Annotated in this window: 19 protein-coding genes; 11 read left to right on the top strand and 8 right to left on the bottom strand. The window is 71.5% G+C overall.

Annotated features, from left to right (window positions below):
- Positions 1–90: 90 nt before the first annotated feature.
- Genes AB0A95_RS05090 through AB0A95_RS05075 form a run of 4 tightly spaced genes read right to left on the bottom strand, consistent with a single transcriptional unit; the run spans position 91 to position 5,674 of the window.
- The gene (locus tag AB0A95_RS05090) at positions 91–2,256 is read right to left on the bottom strand and encodes a 3-hydroxyacyl-CoA dehydrogenase NAD-binding domain-containing protein (RefSeq protein ID WP_357554338.1); all 2,166 of its coding nucleotides are present in this window, start codon (positions 2,254–2,256) and stop codon (positions 91–93) included.
- 16 nt (positions 2,257–2,272) lie between these two features.
- On the bottom strand, positions 2,273–3,487 hold the full coding sequence (locus tag AB0A95_RS05085) for an acetyl-CoA C-acetyltransferase (protein WP_357554335.1): 1,215 nt from the start codon (positions 3,485–3,487) through the stop codon (positions 2,273–2,275).
- Complete coding sequence (locus AB0A95_RS05080; RefSeq protein ID WP_357554334.1) at positions 3,477–4,637, bottom strand: acyl-CoA dehydrogenase family protein; 1,161 nt, start codon at positions 4,635–4,637, stop codon at positions 3,477–3,479. The genes AB0A95_RS05085 and AB0A95_RS05080 overlap by 11 nt, the downstream gene beginning before the upstream one ends.
- A 59-nt stretch (positions 4,638–4,696) precedes the next feature.
- Positions 4,697–5,674, bottom strand: a complete 978-nt coding sequence (locus tag AB0A95_RS05075) for a YafY family protein (RefSeq protein WP_357554333.1) — start codon at positions 5,672–5,674, stop codon at positions 4,697–4,699.
- A gap of 99 nt (positions 5,675–5,773) precedes the next feature.
- Here AB0A95_RS05075 and AB0A95_RS05070 point away from each other — a divergent pair, with 99 nt between their 5' ends.
- The gene (locus AB0A95_RS05070; RefSeq protein ID WP_030486426.1) at positions 5,774–6,172 is read left to right on the top strand and encodes a VOC family protein; all 399 of its coding nucleotides are present in this window, start codon (positions 5,774–5,776) and stop codon (positions 6,170–6,172) included.
- 111 nt (positions 6,173–6,283) lie between these two features.
- On the opposite strand, the gene AB0A95_RS05065 is transcribed toward AB0A95_RS05070, so the two are convergent.
- Positions 6,284–7,300 (bottom strand): peptidoglycan recognition family protein, encoded by a 1,017-nt coding sequence (locus tag AB0A95_RS05065; protein ID WP_357554331.1) that lies wholly within the window; start codon positions 7,298–7,300, stop codon positions 6,284–6,286.
- Between the two features lie 290 nt (positions 7,301–7,590).
- Here AB0A95_RS05065 and AB0A95_RS05060 point away from each other — a divergent pair, with 290 nt between their 5' ends.
- Positions 7,591–8,235, top strand: a complete 645-nt coding sequence (locus AB0A95_RS05060; protein ID WP_357554330.1) for a TetR/AcrR family transcriptional regulator — start codon at positions 7,591–7,593, stop codon at positions 8,233–8,235.
- Between the two features lie 10 nt (positions 8,236–8,245).
- On the opposite strand, the gene AB0A95_RS05055 is transcribed toward AB0A95_RS05060, so the two are convergent.
- A complete protein-coding gene (locus tag AB0A95_RS05055; RefSeq protein WP_357554328.1) occupies positions 8,246–9,106 on the bottom strand; it encodes a zf-HC2 domain-containing protein in 861 nt (286 codons plus the stop codon).
- A gap of 72 nt (positions 9,107–9,178) precedes the next feature.
- On the opposite strand from AB0A95_RS05055, the gene AB0A95_RS05050 reads away from it, so the two are divergent.
- The 8 genes from AB0A95_RS05050 (at position 9,179) to AB0A95_RS05015 (ending at position 20,895) form a co-directional block, all read left to right on the top strand.
- A complete protein-coding gene (locus tag AB0A95_RS05050) occupies positions 9,179–10,219 on the top strand; it encodes an SAM-dependent methyltransferase (RefSeq protein WP_357554326.1) in 1,041 nt (346 codons plus the stop codon).
- 431 nt (positions 10,220–10,650) lie between these two features.
- Positions 10,651–10,740 carry a K(+)-transporting ATPase subunit F gene (gene kdpF, locus AB0A95_RS05045; protein WP_036410889.1) on the top strand — a complete coding sequence of 30 codons (90 nt, stop codon included), beginning with the start codon at positions 10,651–10,653 and terminating at the stop codon, positions 10,738–10,740.
- Positions 10,740–12,395, top strand: a complete 1,656-nt coding sequence (gene kdpA, locus AB0A95_RS05040; RefSeq protein ID WP_357554324.1) for a potassium-transporting ATPase subunit KdpA — start codon at positions 10,740–10,742, stop codon at positions 12,393–12,395. Before kdpF ends, kdpA begins: the two co-directional genes overlap by 1 nt.
- A gap of 20 nt (positions 12,396–12,415) precedes the next feature.
- Positions 12,416–14,599, top strand: coding sequence for a potassium-transporting ATPase subunit KdpB (gene kdpB / locus AB0A95_RS05035; protein WP_357554323.1), 2,184 nt, complete (start codon positions 12,416–12,418; stop codon positions 14,597–14,599).
- Positions 14,599–15,480, top strand: a complete 882-nt coding sequence (locus tag AB0A95_RS05030) for a potassium-transporting ATPase subunit C (protein ID WP_357554321.1) — start codon at positions 14,599–14,601, stop codon at positions 15,478–15,480. Before kdpB ends, AB0A95_RS05030 begins: the two co-directional genes overlap by 1 nt.
- A 72-nt stretch (positions 15,481–15,552) precedes the next feature.
- A complete protein-coding gene (locus AB0A95_RS05025; RefSeq protein WP_357554319.1) occupies positions 15,553–18,105 on the top strand; it encodes a DUF4118 domain-containing protein in 2,553 nt (850 codons plus the stop codon).
- On the top strand, positions 18,102–18,782 hold the full coding sequence (locus tag AB0A95_RS05020) for a response regulator (RefSeq protein ID WP_357072439.1): 681 nt from the start codon (positions 18,102–18,104) through the stop codon (positions 18,780–18,782). The genes AB0A95_RS05025 and AB0A95_RS05020 overlap by 4 nt, the downstream gene beginning before the upstream one ends.
- 103 nt (positions 18,783–18,885) lie before the next feature.
- Positions 18,886–20,895: an FAD-dependent oxidoreductase gene (locus tag AB0A95_RS05015; protein WP_357554318.1), complete on the top strand. Its 2,010-nt coding sequence runs from the start codon at positions 18,886–18,888 to the stop codon at positions 20,893–20,895.
- Between the two features lie 7 nt (positions 20,896–20,902).
- On the opposite strand, the gene AB0A95_RS05010 is transcribed toward AB0A95_RS05015, so the two are convergent.
- A complete protein-coding gene (locus AB0A95_RS05010; RefSeq protein ID WP_357554317.1) occupies positions 20,903–21,865 on the bottom strand; it encodes an SDR family oxidoreductase in 963 nt (320 codons plus the stop codon).
- 133 nt (positions 21,866–21,998) lie between these two features.
- Between AB0A95_RS05010 and AB0A95_RS05005 the strand changes: the two genes are divergently transcribed.
- Positions 21,999–22,754: a dienelactone hydrolase family protein gene (locus AB0A95_RS05005; RefSeq protein ID WP_357554315.1), complete on the top strand. Its 756-nt coding sequence runs from the start codon at positions 21,999–22,001 to the stop codon at positions 22,752–22,754.
- Between the two features lie 19 nt (positions 22,755–22,773).
- Here the strand turns inward: AB0A95_RS05005 and AB0A95_RS05000 are convergent, their stop codons facing one another.
- Complete coding sequence (locus AB0A95_RS05000) at positions 22,774–23,877, bottom strand: L-dopachrome tautomerase-related protein (RefSeq protein WP_357554314.1); 1,104 nt, start codon at positions 23,875–23,877, stop codon at positions 22,774–22,776.
- Positions 23,878–23,958 lie beyond the last annotated feature (81 nt).

The following is a 23,958-nucleotide window of genomic DNA, read 5'->3' as shown; positions in this document are numbered from 1 at the left end:
GCGCTGAGCCGCTGTGCGCTGAGCCGCTGTGCGCTGAGCCGCCGCTGTCGGGCGAGTCGGTGGGCGGCTCGGACGGTGCTGCGGGCCCCTTCACGCGGCGCCGGCCGGTGCTGTGGAAGGGGCGGTCGAGGCGGCGAGCCTGTCGACCAGGTCGGCCGGGGGCGTGAACCGGTCGCCGTAGCGTTCGGCCAGCTCGGCGGCGCGGGCCGCGAAGCCGGCGGGACCGCCCGCGTACTGCCGGACGTAGCGGATGACCCCGCCGGTCCAGGCGGGGTAGCCGATGCCGAAGATCGAGCCGATGTTGGCGTCGGTCTCGGTGCGCAGCACCCCCTCGTCGAGGCAGCGCAGCGCGTCCAGCGCCTCGGCGAAGAGCATCCGTTCCTGGAGGTCGGTGAACGGCACCGCCCGGCCGGCGTCGGTGACCAGGTCGGCGAGGCCGGGCCACAACCGGCCCCGGGTGCCGTCGTCGTAGGAGTAGAAGCCCCGACCGGCGGTACGCCCCGACCTGTCGTACGCGTCGACAAGCTCGTCGACGAGCCGGTGCGCGGGCAGCGGCAGGTACTCCTCGCTGGCCGCCTCGAACTGGCGGCGGATCCGCTGGATCAGGGTGAGACTGACCTCGTCGGCCAGGGCGAGGGGCCCGGTCGGGTAGCCGGCCTGCACCGCGGCCTGCTCCACCGACGCGGCCGGTACGCCCTCGGCGACCATGCCGACCGCCTCGTCCAGGAACCGACCGATCACCCGGCTGGTGAAGAAGCCCCGGCCGTCGTTGACCACGATCGGGGTCTTGCCGATCCGCCGGCCCAGGTCGAAAGCCCGCGCCAGGGCGGTGTCGCTGGTCCGCGCGCCGACCACGATCTCCAGCAGCGGCATCCGGTCCACCGGGGAGAAGAAGTGCATGCCGATGAAGTCGGACGGCCGGTCCACACCCTCGGCCAGCCCGGTTATCGGCAGGGTGGAGGTGTTGGAGGCGAGCAACGCGCCCGGCGCGAGCACCGGCAGCACCTCGGCGAAGACCGCCTTCTTCAGCGTCGGGTCCTCGAAGACCGCCTCGATCACGACGTCGCAGCCGGCCAACGCGTCGACCTGGTCGGTGGTGGTGATGCGGTCCAGCACGGCTCGGGCGTCCGTCTCCGTCGCGCGGCCCCTGCGAACCGTACGGGCCAGCAACCGCTCGGCGTGCTCCCGCGCCCGGCCGGCGGCCTCTGGCGTGACGTCCCTGACCACCACGTCCAACCCGGCGCTGGCGCAGGCGTACGCGATGCCCGCGCCCATCATGCCGGCACCGAGCACCGCCACCCGGCGCACCGGCGGGGCGTGCACGTCGGCCGGTCGGGCCGCGCCGCCGTTGACGGCCTTCAGGTCGAAGAAGAACGCCCCGATCATGTTCTTGGCGACCTGCCCGGTGAGCAGGCCGATCAGGTGCCGGGTCTCCACGGTGAACGCGGTCGCCAGGTCGACCTGCGCGCCCTCCACGGCGGTCGCCAGGATCGCCTCGGGTGCGGGCAGCCGGGCCCCCTTGAGCTGCTTGCGCAGGGTCGCGGGGAAGGCGGGCAACTGCGCGGCCAGCGAGCGGCTGGCCGGGGTGCCACCGGGCATCCGATAGTCCGGCCGGTCCCAGGGCTGGGCCGGGTGCGGGTTCGCCGCGACCCAGGCCCGTGCGCGATCCAGCAGCTCGGTGGGCGTGGCGACCACCTCGTCCACGATGCCGGCGGCCAGGGCGTCGGCCGGGCGCATCCGTCGACCGGTGAGCAGCACTGTGGTCAGCGCAGCGGCCAGGCCGAGCATCCGTACCGTCCGGGTGACACCGCCCGCACCCGGCAGCAGACCCAGGGTCACCTCGGGCAGCCCGAGCCGGCTGTCCGGCACGTCCAGCGCGATCCGGTGGTGACAGGCGAGGGCGATCTCCAGGCCACCGCCGAGCGCCGAGCCGTTGATCGCCGCGACCACCGGTCTGCCCAGCGTCTCCAGCCGACGCAGGTCCCGCTTGATGGTGTCGAGCAGCTCGGCCAGCTCGGGCGCGTCGGCGCGGGTGGCCCGGATCATCTCCGGCAGGTCGCCGCCGGCGAAGAACGTCGGCTTCGCGCTTGTCACGATCACGCCGACGAGATCGCGTTCGGCCTCCAGCCGATCGAGCACCGCGCTCATCGAGGCGGCGTACGCCCGGTTCATGGTGTTGGCCGACTGGTCGGGGTCGTCCAGGGTGAGCGTGACGATGCCGTCGTCGCTGCGGTCGTACCGGATGGTGGTGGTCATTGGTCTTTCCCCCGGGTCAGCAGCGCTCGAGAACTGTGGCGACGCCCATGCCGCCGCCGATGCAGAGGGTCACCACGGCGCGGCGCAGGTCGCGGCGCTCCAACTCGTCCAACGCCGTGCCGAGCAACATCGCCCCGGTCGCGCCCAGCGGGTGGCCGAGCGCGATCGCGCCACCGTTGACGTTCACCAGGTCCGGGTCGAGGCCCAGGTCGCGGACGTACTTGAGCACCACCGCGGCGAACGCCTCGTTGATCTCGAACAGGTCGATGTCGTCGACCGTCAGCCCGGCGACGGCGAGCGCCTTCTGCGTGGCCGGGATCGGGCCGGTAAGCATCAGCGTCGGGTCCGCACCGCTGACCGCCGCGCTGACGATCCGGGCCCGCGGGGTGAGGCCGAGGTCCCGGCCCACCTGCTCCGAACCGATCAGTACGAGCGCGGCGCCGTCCACGATGCCCGACGAGTTGCCGGCGTGGTGGACGTGGTCGATCGCCTCCAGCCAGTGGAACTTCTGCAACGCGACAGCGTCGAAGCCGGCGGCCTCGCCCACCGTGGCGAAGGACGGGGTCAGCCGGGCCAGCGCCTCCCGGGTGGTCTCCGGGCGCGGGTGTTCGTCGGTGGTGAGGATGTCGAGCCCGTTGCCGTCACGGACCGGCACCACCGAGCGGTTGAAGTGCCCACCGGCCCAGGCCTTGGCGGCCCGCTCCTGCGACCGCAGCGCGTAGCCGTCGACGTCGTCGCGGGTGAAGCCCTCCAGGGTGGCGATCAGGTCGGCGCTGACCCCCTGGGGTACGAAGGACGTGGCGAGCGCGGTCTGCGGATCGGTGGCCCAGGCCGCGCCGTCGGAGCCCATCGGCACCCGGGACATCGACTCGACCCCGCCGGCGAGCAGCAGATGCTCCCAGCCGGAGCGGATCCGCGCGGCGGCCGAGTTGACCGCCTCCAACCCGGAGGCGCAGAACCGGTTGAGCTGCACCCCGCCCACCTGGTCGGGCAGCCCGGCCAGCAACGCGGCGGCGCGTGCCAGGTCGCCGCCCTGCTCGCCGACCGGGGTCACGATGCCGAGCAGCAGGTCCTCCAGCCGGCCCACGTCCAGGCCGGGGTTGCGCTCGCGCAACGCGTCGATCAGGCCGACCACCAGCGAGATCGGCTTGACCCCGTGCAGCGCGCCGGTGTCCCGGCCGCGTCCGCGCGGGGTGCGGACCGCGTCATAGACGTACGCCTCAGAGGGCACGGGCGATCAACTCCTTCATGATCTCGTTGGTGCCGCCGTAGATTTTCTGGACGCGGGCGTCGGCGTACATCCGGGCGATCGGGTACTCCGTCGTGTACCCGTAGCCGCCGAACAGCTGGAGACACCTGTCGACGACCTCGCACTGCCCGTCGGTGAGCCAGGACTTCGCCATCGCCGCGGTCGTCACGTCCAGGTCGCCGCGCGTGTGCCGGACGATGCAGTCGTCCAGGAAGACCCGGCTGACCCGGGTGCGGGTGGCGCACTCGGCGAGCACCATCCGGGTGTTCTGGTGGCCCATCAGCGTCTTGCCGAAGGCGGTGCGCTCCTTGGCGTACGCGACGGTCAGCTCGACGGCCCGTTCCATGGCCGCGACCGCGCCGACGCCGATGACCAGCCGTTCCTGCGGGAGCTGCCGCATGAGCTGGACGAAGCCCAGCCCTTCGGCGTCGCCGAGCAGGTTGGCCGCCGGCACCCGGAACTCGTCGAAGAACAACTCGGCGGTGTCGTTGGCGTGCAGCCCGATCTTGGAGAGCAGTCGGCCCCGACGGAAACCCTCCGGGTCGCCGGCGACCTCACAGACCAGCAGCGAGACACCTGCCGCCCGCTGCTCGGGGTCGGTCTTCACGGCCACGATGATCAGGTCGGCGAGGCCGCCGTTGGTGATGAACGTCTTCGCGCCGGTGACCAGGTAGTCGTCGCCGTCGCGGACCGCCCGGGTCCGCATCGCCTGGAGATCGGAGCCGCCGTCCGGCTCGGTCATCGCGATCGCGCCGACCAGTTCGCCGCTGCACAGGCCGGGCAACCACCGCCGCTTCTGCTCCGCGCTGCCGTACGCGACCAGGTAGCCGGTGACGATGCCACTGTGGACGGCCAACCCGAGGCTGCTCTCCCCGGTGTACGCCTGCTCGTGCAGCAGCACCGCCTCGTGCGTGAAGCGGCCGCCCCCGCCGCCGTACTCCTCCGGGACGGACAGGCCCAGCAGCCCCAGCTCACCGGCGCGTCGGTAGTGCTCGCGGTCCGGGTGGCCCTGCGCCAGCAGGCGGTCGGTGTGCGGCAGCACCTCCTTGGTGAAGAAGGCGCGGGCGAGGTCGGCGAGGTCGTCGTGCTCCGGTTCGCGCCAGGGCGAGGGGGAACCGTCGGGCGTCGGCATGTGCACCACCCTCGCGCGCTGTTGGCAGCATGTCAATAACTCTCGATCAGCAGCCAGCCCTAGCTGCGGGTCGACTCACGTCGTCCGGAGGCCGCCAATCGCTCAGCGAGTGCGACGACCCGGTCGCGGAGTTCGTCGGGGCGTTCGATGACGAACGGCAGGTCGAGCGCGGCGAGCACAGCGGGTAACCAGTCGAGACTCTCTGCCCGGATCTCCACGTCCTGCCAGCCTTCGTCCGCACCCTCTCGCACCTCGGCGATGCTGGCCGGTAGCTGCCTGCGGATCTGCTCACGTGTTCCGCGGATCCGCAGCGACACCGCATGCTGGTATGGCGCCTGTGCCATCGAGGTGAGGAGGTGCCCTGCGGGATCGTTCCCGACGGGCGGCTCGAACGAGCCGGGCAGCGTTCTCGCGTCCGCGATGCGGTCGAGCCGAAGGGTCCGATCCTCACCGATATCCGGGTCGGCTCCGGTGACATACCACCGGCCCGCGTGGTTGACCAGCCCGAACGGATGCAGCGCGCGCACGCTACGCCTGCCGTCGCGCGAGGTGTACCGAAGTGAGATCGGCCGGTGTTGGCGGACCGCCTCGGCGACCGTGAGTAGTACGTCTGTCCGCGGCGCGGGCAGGTCGCCGGGTTCGGTGGTGAAGGCCAGGGATTGGAGTACGGCGTCCAGCCGGTCCGCGATCCGCGACGGCAGGACGCGCCGGATTTTCGCGGTGGCAGTCTCGCCCGCCGTACCCGTAGCCGTCGCCAGCCCGGCACGGCGGCCGGCAACCAGGCCGAGGAGGACGGCCAAGGCTTCGTCGTCGCTGAACATCAGCGGCGGCAGACGATAACCGGCGGCGAGCCGATAGCCGCCGTAGCGACCGCGCACCGACTCCACCGGCACGTCGAGGTCGACCAGGTGACTCACGTAGCGCCGCACTGTGCGCGGTTCGACGCCGAGGCGCTCGGCAAGCTCGGCCATCGTCCGGACGCCGCCGGACTGTAGGAGCCCCAGCAGTGCGAGCACCTGGGCTGTCGGTCGTGCCACGTCCTGAACCTAACTCGAATACTGGACCAGATGTGTCCAGTATTCGAGTTAGCGTACTGACGACAGACCGGTGCCGACCGTACTGAACAGGGAGAAGGCATGGATTTCGTATCGATCCGCATCATCACCGGCGACATCAACCGCCTGGTCGGCTTCTACGAGAAGATCACGGGCGTGCAGGCGGCCTGGGGCAACGAGGACTTCGCCGAGTTGCGCACCGCCCACGGCACGCTGGCGATCGGCAGTACCCGCACCGTCCCCCTGTTCGCGCCAGGGTCGGCCCGCCCGGCCGACAACCACACCGTGATCATCGAGTTCCTCGTGGCAGACGTGGACGCGCTCTACGAGAAGCTGAAGAATGTGGTGGAGGACTTCGTGAACGAGCCCACGACCATGCCCTGGGGTAACCGAGCCCTGCTCTTCCGCGACCCCGACGGCAACCTGGTCAACTTCTTCACCCCGGTGACCCCCGACGCGATCGAGAAGTTCGGCCGGTGACCAGCTGGGCGCAGCCTTGGCTGATCTCGGGGTTCGGTGGTCAGGATGCGGCACCGCCCCCCACCAGGGCGGTGTGCGCGCTGGCGGGGGGCGGCGTGGCAGGGCCGTGAACTAGCGCCTTGGTGGCCGCGGCGGCGGCGTCGGGCGCATCGCGGCCAGAGTCGCCACGTCCTGGCGTAGCTGGCCGAGGTAGGGGTGGAAATAGTCGCCCGGGCACTCCGTCGGATCGGCCCCGACGCTCGCCCAGTCCCGGTGGCCCGAGATGACAGCCACGTTGCCACCCGCCCCGCTGACCGGATTGACGTATCCGGTCCGAGCCGTGGGGTCGAGTCGACTCGTGAGGCTGAGCCCCGCGAGGACGAGGGCCAACGACCGTTGCGCGGCGGGGCTGGGCAGGCGGGACGTGTACCGGCCCAGCAGGCAGACGCCGATGTTGCCCGCGTTGAAACCGCCCACGTGCGCCGCGTTGACCATGAGTGGTCGACCGTCGCTGCCGACACCTGGGCCGTAGACCGGCTGCGGCCCCGGGTCGGAGTAGCGACCCTCGTAGACCCGTCCGCCCTCGTCGATCAACAGGTGGTAGCCGATGTCGCCGAACTCCTGGAGTACGCACTGGTCGTAGTAGATGGCACGAACCGTGGCCGCCGGATCGGGGTCCTCGTTGTGCTCGTACACCCCACTGTGGTGGACCGTCAGCGTCTGCACCGGGTAGAACTCGCCAGGCCACAGCACGCTGCCGTTCGGGCCGACCCGCAACGACTCGTCAGCTCCCCAGCCGGAACGGGGCAGATACGTCGGCGGCCGCGGCGCGCCGGGCGGCAGCGGAAGGCTGTTCGTCTCCGCGTTCGCGACCGTCTGCCGAGCCCCGTCGACCATGTTCAGCTCGACGACCGTGGCAGCCGAGCCGTCGCCGACCTGGACCTCGTATCCGGTCGCGCCGTTGGCCACCACGATGTCCGACCGGGCCGACACCGCCCGACCGTCCCGACCGTTCGGGCACGCGCTGATCTCCAGCCAGTCGCTCCACCCCTTGCCGGTCCGCAGGCGTACCGCCGCCGCCGGGCCGCTGTGCGCGACGGACAGGTGAGTCAACGGGATGGCCGGTGCGGTCACCACCGTTCGGCTCATCAGTCGACCACGGCGGGCCGCGAGCGGCGCCGTCACCGTGGAGGTGGACGGGGCCGCTGTCGCCGACCCGCCGAACGCACCGGCGGCCGAGAGGCCGACGGCCGCACCGGCCGCGCCAGACAACAATCGACGTCGAGAAACCAAGGCTTCGCTCCCTTACTCAGTTGATCCGGTCCGATGGCATGCACGGCGAGGCCGGGCCGGTCGGACTGTCACTGATGCGTGGCAAGGGTAAAGCAGAAGGTGGATCACCGCAGGCCGCTCGAACGGCGCTCGATAGGGTCGGGCAGATGAATGTCGAGACGGCTCCGCGCCGCCGCCGTCTGGAGCCGGACGCCCGGCGTGGGCAGATCCTGGCCTGCGCGGTCCGGCTGTTCGGCGAACGCCCGTACGCGGACGTGTCGACCACCGACGTCGCCCGGGAGGCAGGCGTCGCTCGCGGCCTGGTCAACCACTACTTCGGCGCGAAGAAGGACCTCTATCTGGAGGTCGTCCGGGTCATGGTGACAATCCCGGAGGTCGCCCTCGAACGGTTGCCCAAGGGTGACCTGCGGACCCGGGTCGACGCGAGCGTCTCCTGGTTTCTCGACGTGGTGTCGCGGCACAGCACCTCGTGGTTGGCCGCGGTCACCGCCCGAGGAATGGGCGGCGACGCCGACGTGGAGCGGGTGCTCGCCGAAGCCGAGGAGGTCGCCGCGGACCGCATGCTCGTCGCCGTCGGCCTGGCCGGCGAGGCAGGGCACCGGGAGGAGTTGCGTGCCATGGCTCGCGCGTACGGCGGGCTGGCCACGTCGACCGCCCGGGAGTGGCTCCAGCGCGGCGCGTTGACCCGTGCCCAGGTGCACCTGCTGCTCGCCACCACCCTGCTGACAATCGTCGAACAGGTCATCCCGCAGGCCGTCGGCGGCGGCGAACCGGCGCGACCGGAGGGCTGACGGAGCCCGCTCAGGCGGCGCGGCGTCCGCCGGCCTGCCCGCCATGCGCCGCCGGGGCGGCCTGGTCGGTACGCGCCGCCGGGGCCGGGTAGCGGTCGGCGGCCTGCGCCGGGTACGACTCGGGGCGAACCACCCGCAGCGGCCGGTCCACCTCGTCGGCCCCGAACCGCCAGCGTGACGGCGCCGGTTGCCGCTGCGGCGCGGGTCCACCGGGGCGCAGACCGGGCCGGGACAGCACCACAGTGATCAGGTAGCCGACCACCAGGAAGCCGTGACTGACCAACCGCTCCCCGCCCACCGAGCCGGTGGCCAGGTCGTTGACCGAGAGCAGCAGCAACGTGCCGACGAACGCGCTGAGCATCGGCAGTAGCCCGGCCGGCGGGCTGCGGCGTACCGCGACGAAGAGGAAGCCGGCGCCCACCGCCACGTTCCACGCGGCCGACTCGTGCCACAGGTGCTGGCCGGTCGGGTGCAGGTGGTCGGCGGTCGCGCCCCGACCCACCTGGGCCAGGCCGAGCACCAACTGCACCGCGCCGAGCAGCCCGAGCGCCGCGCGCAGCCCGGTGACCAACCGACCACGCCCGAGCGCCGCGCGCAGGCCGGCCACCAGCCGACCAGCGCCGGCCAGGCGCCGCCACCGCGATCGGCGGGTCGGCTCGGCCGCGACGGCGGCCAGGATCGCCGCGGTGCGGTCGGGCACATCGGCGACCAACCGGGTACGGACCCGACGCGTCACCGCGGCCGCCGCCGTGAACCAGGCCCGGCACTCGGCACACCCGTCGAGGTGCCCCTGCACCGCCGCCAGTTCGGCGGCGGTCTCCTCCCCGTCCAACTGCGCGGACAGGACCTCCCGCCACTGCTCACACCCCATGTACCGGTAGTCGCTCCAGTCGCCGCTCCGGTTCCCGGCGACCGTGACGGGTTGTGGAATACTCGCCGGATCATGACGCGTTACGGCCTGCTGATCCTGCCCGCCACCAACCGGGTGTACGCCCGCTCCGCCGTCGACCTCACCCGGGCCGAGCTGGAGATCTTCGGCCGTTCGGCCCTGGACGGCCAGGTCGGTGAGCTGGACACCGAGGTTGTCGGAGGGGCGTCCTACGTCACGTTCACCGGCGACGGGCTGACCGAGCGTGACCTGGCCGTCCTGGGCAACCTCTCCGCGGGGTACGCGCTGTTCGAGATCGTCGGCGAGCTGCTGCGGCCGATCGAGTGGAGCCGACTGGACCGCTACGACGACGACCTGCTCACCATCCAGAAGTACCCCGGCAAGACCAACGAGCAGTTCACCAAGCTGCTGCTCAACGTCACCCTGCTCGCCTCGAACTGGGCCGGCGAGCTGACCAGCCGACGGTTCCGGGTGCTCGACCCGCTCTGCGGTCGGGGCACCACCCTCAACCAGGCCCTGATGTACGGGTTCGACGCCGCCGGCATCGAGCGCGACCAGAAGGACGTCGAGGCGTACCGGACGTTCATCACCACCTGGCTGAAGCAGAAGCGGGTCAAGCACCGGGTGCTGGAGTCGGGGCCGGTGCGGCGCGAACGCAAGGTGGTCGGCCGGCGGGTGCGGATCGAGCTGGCGCCCACCCGCGAGGCGCACAAGGCCGGCCAGACGCAGCTGCTGGACGTGGTCAACGCCGACACGGCCCGCTCGGGGGAGTTCTTCCGCCCGGAGACCGTCGACCTGATCGTCGCCGACGCCCCGTACGGCGTGCAGCACGGCAGCCGTACCGCCGACAAGGGCCTGACCCGTGACCCGCTGGCGTTGCTCGCGGACGCCGCGCCGGTCTGGGCCCGGTTGTTGCGCCCCGGGGGCGCGCTGGGGATCTCGTGGAACACCCACGTCGCCAGCCGTGACGACGCGGCGGCGGCGTTGACCGACGCCGGACTGACAGTGGTCGACGCCGAGCCCTACCGCGCGCTGCGGCACCGGGTCGACCAGTCGATCATGCGCGACGTGCTGGTGGCCCGCCGCCCGGCCTGACCGGCCGCCCACCTCCGCCCCACCGTGCCATGCGCCACCCCATCCGGGTCGCATGGCCCTGGTGCGTTCCCTTTGCTCCGCACCCGCGGAGGCGCCAGCTACCGACCGTGAGCGTCGCCTCCGCGGGTGCAGAGCAAAGGGGCGGGTAACTGGTCCTGGCCTCCGCGGACCATCGAGGGCCTGTGCCGCATCTCACCTGCTCAGTGGGCGGGTGTGAAAACCACGTCAAGAAAAGGTTCGCCGCCGTCACTGTCGCGTTATGACCCCTCCCGTCCGGCGGGTGGCGGGCTTTGCTTGCCCGGCGCGACCGGAAGGCGGTCGCGACGAACCTTTCCGGTAAGAGGAGTCAGCGTGTCTGACGTGGTGTTCGTGGTCCTGACGGTGGTGCTGTTCGCAGTGCTCGCCCTGGTGGTCCGGGCGGTGGAGAAGCTGTGAACGCGGTAAACGCCGTCGGTCTGGTGCTCGCGGTCGTCCTGGGCGCGTTCCTGGTGTTCGCCCTGTTGTTTCCGGAGCGCTTCTGATGACCATGACAACAGCGGGCGTCATCTTCATCGTGACGCTGGTGGCGGCCCTCGTCGCCGTCTACAAGCCGTTCGGCGACTACATGTTCCGGGCCGTCGCCGGCACGAAACAGTCGCGGGTCGAGCGGGGCATCTTCCGGCTGGTCGGGGTCAATCCGGCCGCCGAGCAGACCTGGGGTGTGTACGCCCGCAGTGTGCTCGCGTTCTCCGCGGTCTCGATCCTCTTCCTGTACCTGTTCCAGCGGGTGCAGAACCACCTGTGGCTGTCGCTGGGCTTCGATCCGGTGGTGGCGCACGGCGCCTGGAACACCGCCGTGTCGTTCGTGACGAACACCAACTGGCAGTCGTACTCGGGTGAGTCGACGATGGGCCACCTGGTGCAGATGGCCGGCCTGGCTGTGCAGAACTTCGTCTCCGCGGCGGTCGGCATCGCGGTGGCGGTCGCGCTGGTCCGCGGCTTCGCCCGCAGCCGCACCGGGCAGCTCGGCAACTTCTGGGTCGACCTGACCCGGATCGTGCTGCGGATCCTGCTGCCGATCGCCGTGCTCGGCGCCATCGCGCTGATGATCGGCGGCGTGGTGCAGAACCTCTCCGGCGGCACCGACGTGAGCACGCTGACCGGCGGCACCCAGACCATCACCGGCGGCCCGGTCGCCAGCCAGGAAGTGATCAAGGAGCTGGGTACCAACGGTGGCGGCTTCTACAACGTCAACAGCGCGCACCCGTTCGAGAACCCCACCACCTGGACGAACTGGCTCCAGATCTTCCTGATCTTCCTGATCCCGTTCAGCCTGCCCCGGGTCTTCGGCCGGATGGTCGGGCAGAACCGGCAGGGCTACGCCATCGCCGCGGTGATGGGCATCCTCGCGTTCCTCAGCGTCGCCATCACCAACATCTTCGAGCTGGCTGGCCACGGCACTGTGCCGCAGGCGGTCGGTGCGGCGATGGAGGGCAAGGAGGTGCGGTTCGACGTGTCGAACTCGGCCACCTTCGCCGCCGCCACGACGCTGACCTCGACCGGTGCGGTCAACTCGTTCCACGACTCGTTCACCTCGCTCGGCGGCATGATGACGATGGTCAACATGATGCTCGGCGAGGTCGCGCCGGGTGGCACCGGTTCGGGTCTCTATGGTCTGCTGATCCTCGCGGTGATCACGGTCTTCGTGGCCGGTCTGATGGTGGGCCGCACCCCCGAATACCTGAGCAAGAAGATCGGGGCGCGGGAGATCAAGTTCGCCTCGCTCTACTTCCTGATCACGCCGATCCTGGTGCTCGTCGGTACGGCGGCGGCGTTCGCCACCGGCAACAACGCCACAGCGCTCAACGTCGGCCCGCACGGCCTCTCCGAGGTGCTGTACGCGTTCACCTCGGCCAGCAACAACAACGGCTCCGCCTTCGGTGGCATCACTGTCAACACCACCTGGTGGGACACCGCGCTCGGGTTGTGCATGCTGCTGGGCCGGTTCCTGCCGATCATCTTCGTGCTCGCGTTGGCCGGCTCGCTGGCCCGCCAGGCACCCACCCCCGCGTCCGAGGGCACCCTGCCGACCCACCGACCGCTGTTCATCGGGATGGTCGTCGGCGTCACGGTCGTCCTGGTCGCGCTGACCTTCCTGCCCGCGCTCGCGCTCGGCCCGCTGGCAGAGGGGCTCTGACCACCATGAGGAACGAAGCAATGTCCGTGACACCCGGGCTACCCGCCACCGAGGCCGATCAGGGCAACCGGACCGGCGGGGGTCTGCTCGACCCCCAGCAGCTCGTCCGGTCCCTGCCCGACGCGGTACGCAAGCTCAACCCCACCACGCTCTGGCGTAACCCGGTGATGCTGATCGTGGAGGTCGGTGCGGCCTTCACCACAGTCCTGGCGGTGCTCGACCCGTCGGTGTTCGCCTGGGCGATCACCATCTGGCTCTGGCTGACAGTGGTCTTCGCCAACCTGGCCGAGGCGGTCGCCGAGGGCCGGGGCAAGGCCCAGGCCGCCACGCTGCGCCAGGCGAAGAAGGACACCATCGCCACCCGGCTGGTCGACTGGAAGCCGGGCGCGCGGGCCAACACCTACCGCGACGAGGCGGTGCCCGCGCCGGAGTTGCGCCAGGGCGACGTGGTGCTCGTCGAGGCCGGCGGGATCATCCCCGGTGACGGCGACATCGTCGAGGGCATCGCCAGCGTCGACGAGTCGGCCATCACCGGCGAGTCCGCCCCGGTGATCCGGGAGTCCGGCGGTGACCGCAGCGCGGTGACCGGTGGCACGAAGGTGCTGTCCGACCGGATCATCGTGAAGATCACGCAGAAGCCGGGGGAGAGCTTCATCGACCGGATGATCGCCCTGGTCGAGGGCGCCAACCGGCAGAAGACACCGAACGAGATCGCGCTGAACATTCTGCTCGCCGCGCTGACCGTCATCTTCCTGCTGGCCGTCGTCACCCTCCAACCGCTGGCCATCTTCTCCAGGGCGTACCAGGCGGCCGCCCCGGACAGCGGCGCGATCACCGGCTCCGGCGTCACCGGGGTGGTGCTGATCTCGCTGCTGGTCTGCCTGATTCCCACCACCATCGGCGCGCTGCTCTCCGCCATCGGCATCGCCGGCATGGACCGGCTGGTGCAGCGCAACGTCCTGGCCATGAGCGGCCGGGCCGTCGAGGCGGCCGGTGACGTCAACACCCTGTTGCTGGACAAGACCGGCACCATCACGCTGGGAAACCGGCAGGCCGCCGAGTTCGTACCCGTCGAGGGCATCACGGCCGCGACCGTGGCCGACGCCGCGCAGCTGTCCAGCCTGGCCGACGAGACCCCGGAGGGGCGCTCGGTGGTCGTCCTGGCGAAGAACGATTTCGGGCTGCGCGAACGCGAGCCCGGCGTGATGCCGCACGCCACCTTCGTACCGTTCACCGCCCAGACCCGGATGAGCGGCGTCGACCTGACCCCGGACGCCAGCGTGGACGCCGGCGCGGTGGGCACGGCCCGCCGGGTCCGCAAGGGCGCCGCCGCCGCGGTGATGAAGTGGGTACGCGAGAACGGCGGTCACCCGACCGAGCAGGTCGGCGAGATCGTGGACGCGATAAGCGGCACCGGTGGCACCCCGCTCGTCGTCGCCGAGCACGTCGGCGGTGAACCCGCCCGCGCCCTGGGTGTCATCCACCTCAAGGACGTCGTCAAGTCCGGCATGCGCGAGCGGTTCGACGAGATGCGCCGGATGGGCATCCGGACCGTGATGATCACCGGTGACAACCCGCGTACCGCGAAGGCCATCGCCGACGAGGCCGGGGTGGACGACTTCCTGGCCGAGGCGACGCCGGAGGACAAGCTCGCGCTGATCAGGCGGGAGCAGGAGGGTGGTCGGCTGGTCGCGATGACCGGTGACGGCACCAACGACGCGCCGGCGCTCGCCCAGGCCGACGTCGGGGTGGCCATGAACACCGGTACGTCGGCCGCCAAGGAGGCCGGCAACATGGTCGACCTCGACTCCGACCCGACCAAGCTGATCGAGATCGTGGAGATCGGCAAGCAGTTGCTGATCACGCGTGGCGCGCTCACCACGTTCAGCATCGCCAACGACATCGCGAAGTACTTCGCGATCATCCCGGCCATGTTCGCCGGCCTCTACCCGAGCCTGGACGCGCTGAACATCATGCGGCTGTCCGGCCCCGAGTCGGCGATCCTGGCCGCTGTCATCTTCAACGCCCTGGTGATCATCGCGCTGATCCCACTCGCCCTGCGGGGCGTGCGGTACCGGCCGGCCGCCGCGTCGAAGCTGCTCAGCCGCAACCTGCTGGTCTACGGACTGGGTGGCATCATCGTGCCGTTCATCGGGATCAAGCTCATCGACCTGCTCATCCAGTTCATCCCGGGGATTTCGTGATGCGCCTACCCACCTGGATCGCCCAACACCTCGCCGCGCTGCGCGCCGTACTCGTCTTCACAGTGCTGCTCGGCCTGGTCTACCCGCTGGCCCTGGTGGCGCTCGGTCAGCTACCCGGCCTCCACCACGGGGCCGACGGTTCGCTGATCACCGCAGGCGGGAACGCCGTCGGCAGCGCGCTGATCGGCCAGTCCTTCACCGACGCGGACGGCGACCCGATCGCCCGCTACTTCCAGTCCCGCCCCTCGGCCGCCGGCGACGGCTACGACCCGACGTCCACCTCGGCCAGCAACCTCGGGCCGGAGAGCGTCGTCGACACCATCGCCACCGACCCGGAGGAGTCCAGCGAGAGCCTGCTCACCCAGGTCTGCGGGCGCAGCAAGTCCGTCGGCGAGCTGAACGGTGTCGACGGCCGACGCCCGTACTGCACCGACGACGGGGTGGGCGCCGTGCTCGCGGTCTTCCACGCCGGTGGTCTGACCGGTCCGGTCACCCGGGCGGTGAGCGTCAACCAGGCGGCCCCGGCCACGCCGTTCGTCACCGAGTACCAGGGGGTGCCGGTGGAGCCGGCCCAACCCGGCGAGGACTACGTGGCCGCCGGCGGGGTGGTCACCCCGATCCGGGGCGACGCGCCCGCCGACCCGGCGGTCCCCGCCGACGCGGTCACCGCCAGCGCCAGCGGCCTCGACCCGCAGATCAGCCCGGCGTACGCCGAATTGCAGGTGAACCGGGTCGCGCGCGAGCGCGGCGCGGACCCGGCGGCGGTCCGCAAGGTGGTCAGGGAGCACACCGACGGTCGGGGGCTCGGGTTCATGGGCGAGCCCGGGGTCAACGTGTTGGAGCTCAACCTCGCCCTCGACAGGCAGTTCGCCGCGCGCTGAGCGCACTCGCGGATGGGGCCGTGCCGACCGGCGCGGCCCCGCCCGCCGACCTGACCAGGGAGGATGGTCCCCGTGCCACGCGGAGAACTGCGCATCTATCTCGGGGCCGCTCCCGGCGTCGGCAAGACGTACGCCATGTTGGAGGAGGCTCAGCGGCGGGCCGCGCGCGGCACCGACGTGGTGATCGGTTTCGTGGAGACCCACGGCCGGCAACACACCGCCGCGATGCTCGGCGACCTGGAGCAGGTGCCCCGCCGAACCATGGACTACCGGGGCGCCGAGTTCACCGAGATGGACCTGGACGCGGTGCTCACCCGTCGGCCGGAGATCGCTGTGGTCGACGAGTTGGCGCACACCAACGTGCCAGGCTCCCGGCACGACAAGCGCTGGCAGGACGTCCAGGAGCTGCTCGACGCGGGGATCGACGTGCTGTCCACCGTCAACGTGCAGCACCTGGAGTCGCTGAACGACGTGGTCGCCCAGATCACCGGCGCGACCCAGCGGGAGACAGTGCCGGACGAGATCGTCCGCGCCGCCGAGCAGGTCGAGCTTGTCGACATGACACCGGAGGCGCTGCGCCGGCGGATGGCGCACGGCAACATCTACCGACCCGACAAGATCGACGCCGCGCTCGGCAACTACTTCCGGGTCGGCAACCTCACCGCCCTGCGTGAGCTGGCGCTGCTCTGGCTGGCCGACAAGGTCGACGAGCAGCTCGACAGGTACCGCAGCCAACAGGGCATCGCCGCCACCTGGGAGGCCCGGGAACGGGTGGTGGTCGCGCTGACCGGTGGTCCGGAGGGCGAGACGCTGATCCGCCGCGCGGCCCGGGTCGCGGCCCGCGGCAAGGGCGCCGACCTGCTCGCCGTGCACGTGGCCCGCAGCGACGGCCTGGCCGGCGCGGATCCGGCCCAACTGGCCCGCCAGCGGGTCCTCGTCGAGAGCCTGGGCGGCACGTACCACCAGGTGCTCGGCACCGACGTGCCGGCCGCGCTGCTGGACTTCGCCCAGGGCGTGAACGCCACCCAACTGGTGCTCGGGGCGAGCCGGCGGGGTCGCCTCGCGCAGATCTTCGCCCGGGGAGTCGGGGTGACCACCACCGCGCTGTCCGGCTCGATCGACGTGCACCTGGTCACCCACAAGCAGGCCGGCAGGGGCCGTCGGGCGATGGCCGTGCCGGCGGCGCTGTCCCGACGTCGACGGCTGCTCGGCTTCGGCCTGGCGGTGCTTGGCATGCCGCTGCTCACTGTGCTGCTGAAGACCCTGCCCGACCTGACGCTGACAAACGACATCCTGCTGTTCCTCGCCGGGGTGGTCGGGGTCGCGCTGGTCGGCGGGGTGTGGCCGGCCCTGGTCGCCGCGCTCGGCGGGTCGCTGCTGCTCAACTGGTTCTTCACCCCGCCGTACCGGACGCTGACCATCGCCGAGGCGGACAACCTGCTCGCCCTGGCCGTCTTCGTCGGCGTGGCACTGGCGGTGAGCTGGATCGTCGACGTGGCCGCCCGCCGTACCAGGGAGGCAGCCCGCGCCGCCGCCGACGCGCAGACCCTCGCCGCCGTCGCCGGTGGCGTGCTGCGCGGCGAACGCCCCCTGCCCGCCCTGCTGGAACAGCTCCGGGAGACCTTCGGGCTGCGCGCGGTGAGCGTGCTGGAGTTGGCCGAGGACGCCGGCGGGCGCCCGGAGCGGGCCCGCGAGGAGCACGCCTGGGACGTCGTGGCCAGTGTGGGCGACCAGCCGCCCTGCACCCCGCAGGGCGGTGAGACCGCCGTACCTGTCGACGACCGGATCACCGTCGTGCTCTGCGGTCGACGCCTGGAGGCTGCCGACCGGCGGATCGTCGAGGCGTTCGCCGCCCAGGCCGCCGTCGCGTTGCGCCAGGAACGCCTCGCCGAGGAGGCCGCCACTGCCCGTCCCCTCGCCGCCGCCGACCGGATGCGCACCGCGCTGCTCGCCGCGGTCAGCCACGACCTGCGTACGCCACTGGCCTCGGCGAAGGCGGCGGTGACAAGCCTGCGCAGCCACGACATCGAGTTCGACGAGTCCGACCGCGAGGAGTTGCTGGAGACCGCCGAGGAGTCACTGGACCGGCTCGCCCGGCTGGTCGGCAACCTGCTGGACATGAGCCGGCTCCAGGCGGGCGTGCTCGGCATCACCGCGACCGCGATCGGCCTGGAGGACGCCGTACCCCTGGCGCTCGACGAACTTGGCCCGGCCGCCGCGACGGTCGGCACTGACATCCCGGCCGACCTGCCGGCGGCCACCGCCGACCCGGGCCTGCTGGAACGGGTGCTCGTCAACATCATCGCCAACGCCCTGCGCCACAGCCCGCCCGACCAACCGCCCACGGTGACCGCCAGCGCACACGCCGGCCAGGTCGAGCTGCGGGTGATCGACAAGGGGCCGGGCATCCCGGAGGACCAGTGGGAGCACGTCTTCCTGCCGTTCCAACGCCTCGGCGACCGGGACAACCAGACCGGCGTCGGTCTCGGGCTGGCCCTGTCCCGGGGGTTGGCCGAGGCGATGGGCGGCAGCATCACCCCGGAGACCACCCCCGGTGGCGGCCTCACCATGGTGTTGCGGCTGCCGGCCGCCGCGCAGACCAGTTCGGAGGAGCCGCGGGAATGACGCGCATCCTGGTCGTCGACGACGAACCGCAGATCCTGCGCGCGCTGCGGATCAACCTGCGGGCCCGCCGGTACGACGTGGACGTCGCCGCGACCGGCGCCGCCGCGTTGAAGGCAGCCGCCAGTCACCCGCCCGACCTGGTGGTCCTCGACCTCGGCCTGCCCGACATCGACGGCGTGGAGGTGATCCGCGGCCTGCGCGGCTGGACCACAGTGCCGATCATCGTGCTCTCCGGCCGGGCCGGCAGTGCGGACAAGGTCGCCGCCCTGGACGCGGGCGCTGACGACTACGTCACCAAGCCGTTCGGGGTGGAGGAGCTGCTGGCCCGCATCCGCGCGGTGACCAGGCGGCTCGGCGGGCCCAGCGAGGCGGTGCCGGCGCTGCGGATCGGCCAGCACACCGTCGACCTGGCCGACCACCGGGTACGGCGGGACGACGGCACCGAGGTCAAGCTGACTCCGATCCAGTGGAGCGTGCTGGAGAAGCTGCTGCGCCACCCCGGCAAGCTGGTCAGCCAGCGTCAGCTCCTCCAGGACGTGTGGGGGCCGGAATACCAGAACGAGACAAACTACCTGCGGCAGTACCTGGCCCAGTTGCGGCGCAAGCTGGAGGACGACCCGGCCCGCCCCCGCCACCTGATCACCGAGCCGGGAATGGGCTACCGCTACCGCCCCTGACCCGTTGACACCCGCCGGCAGAGATTGAAGAATTTCGCTAGCAGCGGCAGCGGCGTGCTTCTGTAACCGTCCCCTCCACCGGTTACCCCTCGGGAGCCCCGCCGTGTCCCTGCCCCTGTCCCGTCGTCGGCTGCTGACCGCCGGCGGTGCCGGCCTCGTCCTGGCCGGCCTCACCGACCCGTTCCGCGCCGGCCCCGCCCGAGCCGCGGTCACCACCGCCGACCTGGTCGTCTACGGTGCCACCTCCGGCGGGCTGGCCGCCGCGATCACCATGCGCCGGCTCGGTCGCAGCGCAGTGGTGGTGGAGCCCACAAGCCACGTCGGCGGGCTGAGCACCGCCGGGCTGGGCGCCACCGACACCGGCGTCCAGGCAGCCATCGGCGGCCTCGCCGCCGAGTTCTACCGCCGGGTGTACGTGAAATACCACGGCGGAACCCTCACGCCGACGTCACCGCTGCGGATGACCTTCGAACCGCACGTCGCCGCCGACGTCTTCGCCGACCTGCTGGCCGAGGCGGGGGTGCCGGTGATCGTCGACGCCCGGCTGAGCGGTGTCGGCCGCAGCGGCGACCGGATCACCGAGCTGCGTACCGAGGACGGCGCGATCTACCGGGGCGGAGTGTTCGTCGACGCCACCTACGAGGGTGACCTGCTGGCCATGGCCGGTGTGGGTTTCACCGTCGGGCGGGAGTCCAACGACACGTACGGCGAGACGATCAACGGGGTGCAGTCCGGCAACACCCACCAGTTCGCCTACCCCGTCGACCCGTACGTGACGGCCGGCTCGCCCGCCAGCGGCCTGCTGCCGGGCATCTCCGCCACGCCGCTCGCCCCGCGCGGCAGCGCCGACGACCGGATCCAGGCGTACTGCTTCCGGATGTGCCTGACCCAGGCGGCCAACCGGATCCCGTTCGGCAAGCCGTCCGGCTACGACCCGATCCGGTACGAGCTGCTGCTGCGCCACATCCAGGCCGGCTATGCCGGGCCGTACTTCACCACGCACTCGATCGGCGGCGGGAAGACCGACTCCAACAACAACGGCGCCGTGTCCACCGACAACATCGGCTTCAACCACGCGTACCCGACGGCGAGCTGGGCTGTCCGGGAGAGCATCATCGCCGAGCACCGTACCTACCAGCAGGGGCTGATGTGGTTCCTGGCCAACGACCCCCGGCTGCCGGCGTCGGTCCGCGACTCGACAGCCCGCTGGGGGCTGCCGGTGGACGAGTTCACCTCCACGGGTGGCTGGCCACCGCTGCTCTACATCCGCGAGGCCCGCCGGATGGTCGCCGCGTACGTGATGACCGAGGCCGACTGCCGGGGCCGGGTCCGGGCCGCCGACTCGGTGGGGCTGGCCAGCTACACGATGGACTCGCACAACTGCCAACGGGTGGTGGTCGACGGCCGGGTACGCAACGAGGGGGACGTGCAGATCGGAGTGCCTGCGCCGTACCCGGTGAGCTACCGGGCGATCGTGCCGCACCGGGCGCAGTGCGCCAACCTGGTGGTGCCGGTGTGCCTCTCGGCGAGCCACATCGCGTACGGCTCGATCCGGATGGAACCGGTGTTCATGATCCTCGGCCAGGCGGCGGCCACCGCCGCGTCGCTGGCCCTCGCCGGGAACCTCGCCGTGCAGGAGGTGCCAGTGCCCACCCTCCAGGCCCGGCTGCGGCAGGACGGCGCGGTGCTGGAGTGGGGCTCGACGAGCGAGGTGATCCTGGACAACGCGGCGAGCAGCGGCATCACCCGGGCCGGCACGTGGCTGCGCAGCACAAGCGTCGGCGGCTACTACGGCCCGGACTACGAGCACGACGGCAACACCGCCAAGGGCGTCAACCGGCTGCGGTTCCGCCCGACGCTGCCCGCCGCCGGGTCGTGGACCGTGCACCTGCGCTGGACCGCCAACCCGAACCGGGCGACGAACGTGCCCGTCGACATCGAGTACTCCGGCGGGCTGGTCACCCGCACCGTGGACCAGCGGCAGGCCGGCGGCCAGTGGGTGGCGTTGGGCACCTACCCGTTCACGGCGGGCAGCGACGGAAGCGTGCTGATCCGCACCGAGGACACCGACGGCCACGTGATCGCGGACGCGGTGCGCTTCGTCCGCGCCTGACCGACGGTCAGTTGTCGGGGAACTCGACACCCACCAGCCGCTCCGACACCGTCCACAGCCGTGCCGCGTCGTCGGTGCCACGCGCGGAGCGGTACACGACCAGCTCTGTCGGTCTGCCGGTGAACTGCCCCAGCCCGTCCGGGCCGTAGAACGCTCCGCCCCGTGCCTGCGGGCTGGTGGCGGCGTAGAGGGCGGGCAGCAGCCCGGCGTCCACCGAGTGCACCAGGACGCCCCAGCGGGCCAGCCGGCTCATGATCGAGTGGTGCGGCGAGGGTCGGCCGCGGCCCAGGTTGGGACCGGACGCGTACAGGTTGGTCATTGTGGTGCCGGGATGGGCGACGTTGCTGACGATGCCCCAACCGCCGGCCCGACTCCGTCGATCAAGTTCCAGCCCGAAGTGCAGGGTGGCCAGCTTGGAGGCGTTGTACGCGCGGATCGCCGCGTACCGGCGGGTGCTCTGGAGGTCGTCCCAGTCGAGCCTGCCGGAACGGGCGGCGCTGCTCGACATGGTGGTGACCCGGGCGTGGCCGGCCCGCAGCAGCGGCAGCAGCCGCCCGGTCAGCGCGAAGTGCCCGAGGTGGTTGGTGCCGAACTGTAGCTCGAAGGCCTCGGCGGTGGCGTGCCGGGTCGGCGGCGTCATCACACCCGCGTTGTTGATCAGAAGGTGGACCGGTCGACCCTCGGCGAGCAGCGTGTCGGCAAGCGTGGCCACCGAGTCCAACGACGCGAGGTCCAGCTCCCGCGTCGAGACGACGGCACCCGGCGCGGCGGCCCGGACGGCGTCCAGCGCGGCGGCGCCCTTGGCCGGGTTGCGGACCGGCAGCACCACCTCGGCCCCGGCGCGTGCCAGCCGGGTGGCCAGGCCGAGGCCCAGGCCGTCGCTGCCGCCGGTGACGACTGCGAGTTTTCCGGTCAGGTTCGGAACTGTCAGGTCGAGCACAACATCTCCCAGGTCGGCGGTGTCCCTCATCGGTCACCGCCAAGCCTGGATCGGCCGTCGACGACCACCCAGGGTCGGCCTATCCAGGGAGTGACGGTCCCCGGGTCGGCTGCCCGGCGGGTAGCGTTCCCGACGATCAAGGACTTTCGGACGAGGAGGCGCGGTGGAGACGACGACTGTGGATATCCCGACCGGCGACGGGGTCGCGGACGCGTCAGTGACCCGGCCGGACGGCGACGGCCCCTTCCCGGCGGTGCTGCTCTTGATGGACGCCTTCGGGCCGCGCCCGCGCCTTGTCGAGATGGCGGAGCGGATCGCCGCCCGGGGCTACCTGGTGCTGACGCCCCACCTCTTCTACCGGGCCGGCCGAGCACCGCTGTTCGACCTGTCCCGACTCGGCGAGGCCGACCAGCGCGGCGCGCTCTTCGAGAAGATCATGCCGTTGGTCGGCGCGTTGACCCCGGACGTGTTCGACAGGGACACCACCGCGTACCTCGACTTCCTGGCCGCCCGCGACGACGTCCGGCCGGGCCCGGTCGCCATCACCGGCTACTGCCTGGGCGGCACGAACGCGCTGCGGGCCATCGAGGCGCACCCGGACCGCATCGCCGCGATCGCCAGCTTCCACGGCGGATACCTCGCCACCGACGCGCCGGACAGCCCCCACCTGGGCGTCGGCTCGATCACCGGCGAGGTGTACTTCGGGCACGCCGACGCCGACCGGTCGATGACCCCGGAGCAGATCGCCACCCTGGAGAAGGCCCTCGACGCCGCCGGCGTGCGCTACCGCTCCGAGGTGTACGCGGGCGCCCACCACGGCTTCACCATGGCCGACACCCCCATGTACGACGAGCAGGCCGCCGAACGCCACTGGGCCGCCCTCTTCGACCTCCTGGACCGCAGCCTGCCGACGCGCTGACCGACGACGTCCGGCCCGGTCAGCGGCGCAGCAGCACCGGGCCGGCGTCGATGCGGGTGCGGAACAGCGCGTACGGCTTGCGCCGCAGGTCCTGGCCCCGCTGGTACTGCGGCTGCCGGTGCAGCTGGTTGGCGGTGACGTAGAGGTGCCCGTCGGTGGCCACCGACATGGTGTCCGGCCAGAGCAGTCGCGGGTCGTGGACCAGGGTTTCGACCTGGCCGTCGGGCAGTCGGCGCAGCACCGCGTTGTGCTCGTACGAGGTGAGGTAGAGCCGCCCCGCGTCGTCGCTCTCCAAGCCGTCCGACCCGGTGGCCTTGTCGCCCTCGTCCACGACAGTGGCCGCCACCGCCTCCTGGGTGACCGACGGGTCGGCCAGCGCCTCGGTGGACACGCTGTGCAGGCGTCGGGAGATCAGCGGCGAGTAGTACAGCCGGCTGCCGTCGGCCGAGATGGCGATGCCGTCGGAGCCCATCGCCAGCGGCTTCGGCGGCCCGTCCTTCGGGCGGGACAGAAGCGGCCGGCCCTCGACGAAGGGGCGGTAGTTCTTCAGCGGTTCCGCCTTCGTGGACGGGTGGTCGTGCAGCCGCCGCCAGGAGGCCCCGCTGGCCAGGTCCACGACGATGATCCCGTTCGGCCCGGAGTCGGTCGAGTCGGTGATGTAGGCGACTCCCGCCTCGCCCCGGCGCAGATCGAAGCGGACGTCGTTGAGGTACGTCGTCGGCGGCGCCACGTCCTGCGGGAAGGTGATCACCTGGGCGACAGTGTCGGTGTCCAGGTCGATCCGGACCAGCTTCGGCCCACCCGGCTTCGTCGGTTGGAACATCGGGCTGCCGGTGTCCACCACCCAGAGCCGGTCGGCCGGGTCCACCACGATGCTCTGCACCGACACGAACGCGCCCGCGTCGTCGTCACCGGACGGGGTGTTCCACGCCTGGTCGGGGTAGGGCACCTCCCGGCCGTCGCGCAGCTCCACGACGGTGGCCGGCACCTCGTCGCCCCACCTCGGGAAGTTGACGAAGATCCGGCCCCGGTGCGAGACGCTCACCCCGGTCGGCATCGGGCCGGTGAAGGTGTGCACCAGTTCCAACTCGCCCATCGGCTCGTCGCCGACCGGTCCGTTCATGACGTCCACCCCACGATGCCCACCGTCTCGCCCCCTGCCGTCGGTTGCGCGCTCCGGTGCGGTTCTTCCCGCCCTGGCGTC

Origin of the sequence: Micromonospora sp. NPDC049230 (assembly GCF_040647875.1) — a bacterium.
Taxonomy (GTDB): Bacteria; Actinomycetota; Actinomycetes; order Mycobacteriales; family Micromonosporaceae; genus Micromonospora.
The sequence above is the reverse complement of the archived record's forward strand: the minus strand, read 5'-3'. Positions and strand labels throughout refer to the sequence as shown.

Excerpts from the sequence above, each read along its gene's own strand:
- AB0A95_RS05010 (WP_357554317.1), bottom strand. The coding sequence starts at position 21,865 with ATGAGGGACACCGCCGACCTGGGAGATGTTGTGCTCGACCTGACAGTT.
- AB0A95_RS05020 (WP_357072439.1), top strand. The coding sequence starts at position 18,102 with ATGACGCGCATCCTGGTCGTCGACGACGAACCGCAGATCCTGCGCGCG.
- AB0A95_RS05000 (WP_357554314.1), bottom strand. The coding sequence starts at position 23,877 with ATGAACGGACCGGTCGGCGACGAGCCGATGGGCGAGTTGGAACTGGTG.
- kdpA (WP_357554324.1), top strand. The coding sequence starts at position 10,740 with ATGACCATGACAACAGCGGGCGTCATCTTCATCGTGACGCTGGTGGCG.
- AB0A95_RS05055 (WP_357554328.1), bottom strand. The coding sequence starts at position 9,106 with ATGGGGTGTGAGCAGTGGCGGGAGGTCCTGTCCGCGCAGTTGGACGGG.
- kdpB (WP_357554323.1), top strand. The coding sequence starts at position 12,416 with ATGTCCGTGACACCCGGGCTACCCGCCACCGAGGCCGATCAGGGCAAC.
- AB0A95_RS05080 (WP_357554334.1), bottom strand. The coding sequence starts at position 4,637 with ATGCCGACGCCCGACGGTTCCCCCTCGCCCTGGCGCGAACCGGAGCAC.
- AB0A95_RS05050 (WP_357554326.1), top strand. The coding sequence starts at position 9,179 with ATGACGCGTTACGGCCTGCTGATCCTGCCCGCCACCAACCGGGTGTAC.
- AB0A95_RS05065 (WP_357554331.1), bottom strand. The coding sequence starts at position 7,300 with ATGAGCCGAACGGTGGTGACCGCACCGGCCATCCCGTTGACTCACCTG.
- AB0A95_RS05090 (WP_357554338.1), bottom strand. The coding sequence starts at position 2,256 with ATGACCACCACCATCCGGTACGACCGCAGCGACGACGGCATCGTCACG.
- AB0A95_RS05070 (WP_030486426.1), top strand. The coding sequence starts at position 5,774 with ATGGATTTCGTATCGATCCGCATCATCACCGGCGACATCAACCGCCTG.
- AB0A95_RS05030 (WP_357554321.1), top strand. The coding sequence starts at position 14,599 with ATGCGCCTACCCACCTGGATCGCCCAACACCTCGCCGCGCTGCGCGCC.
- AB0A95_RS05060 (WP_357554330.1), top strand. The coding sequence starts at position 7,591 with ATGAATGTCGAGACGGCTCCGCGCCGCCGCCGTCTGGAGCCGGACGCC.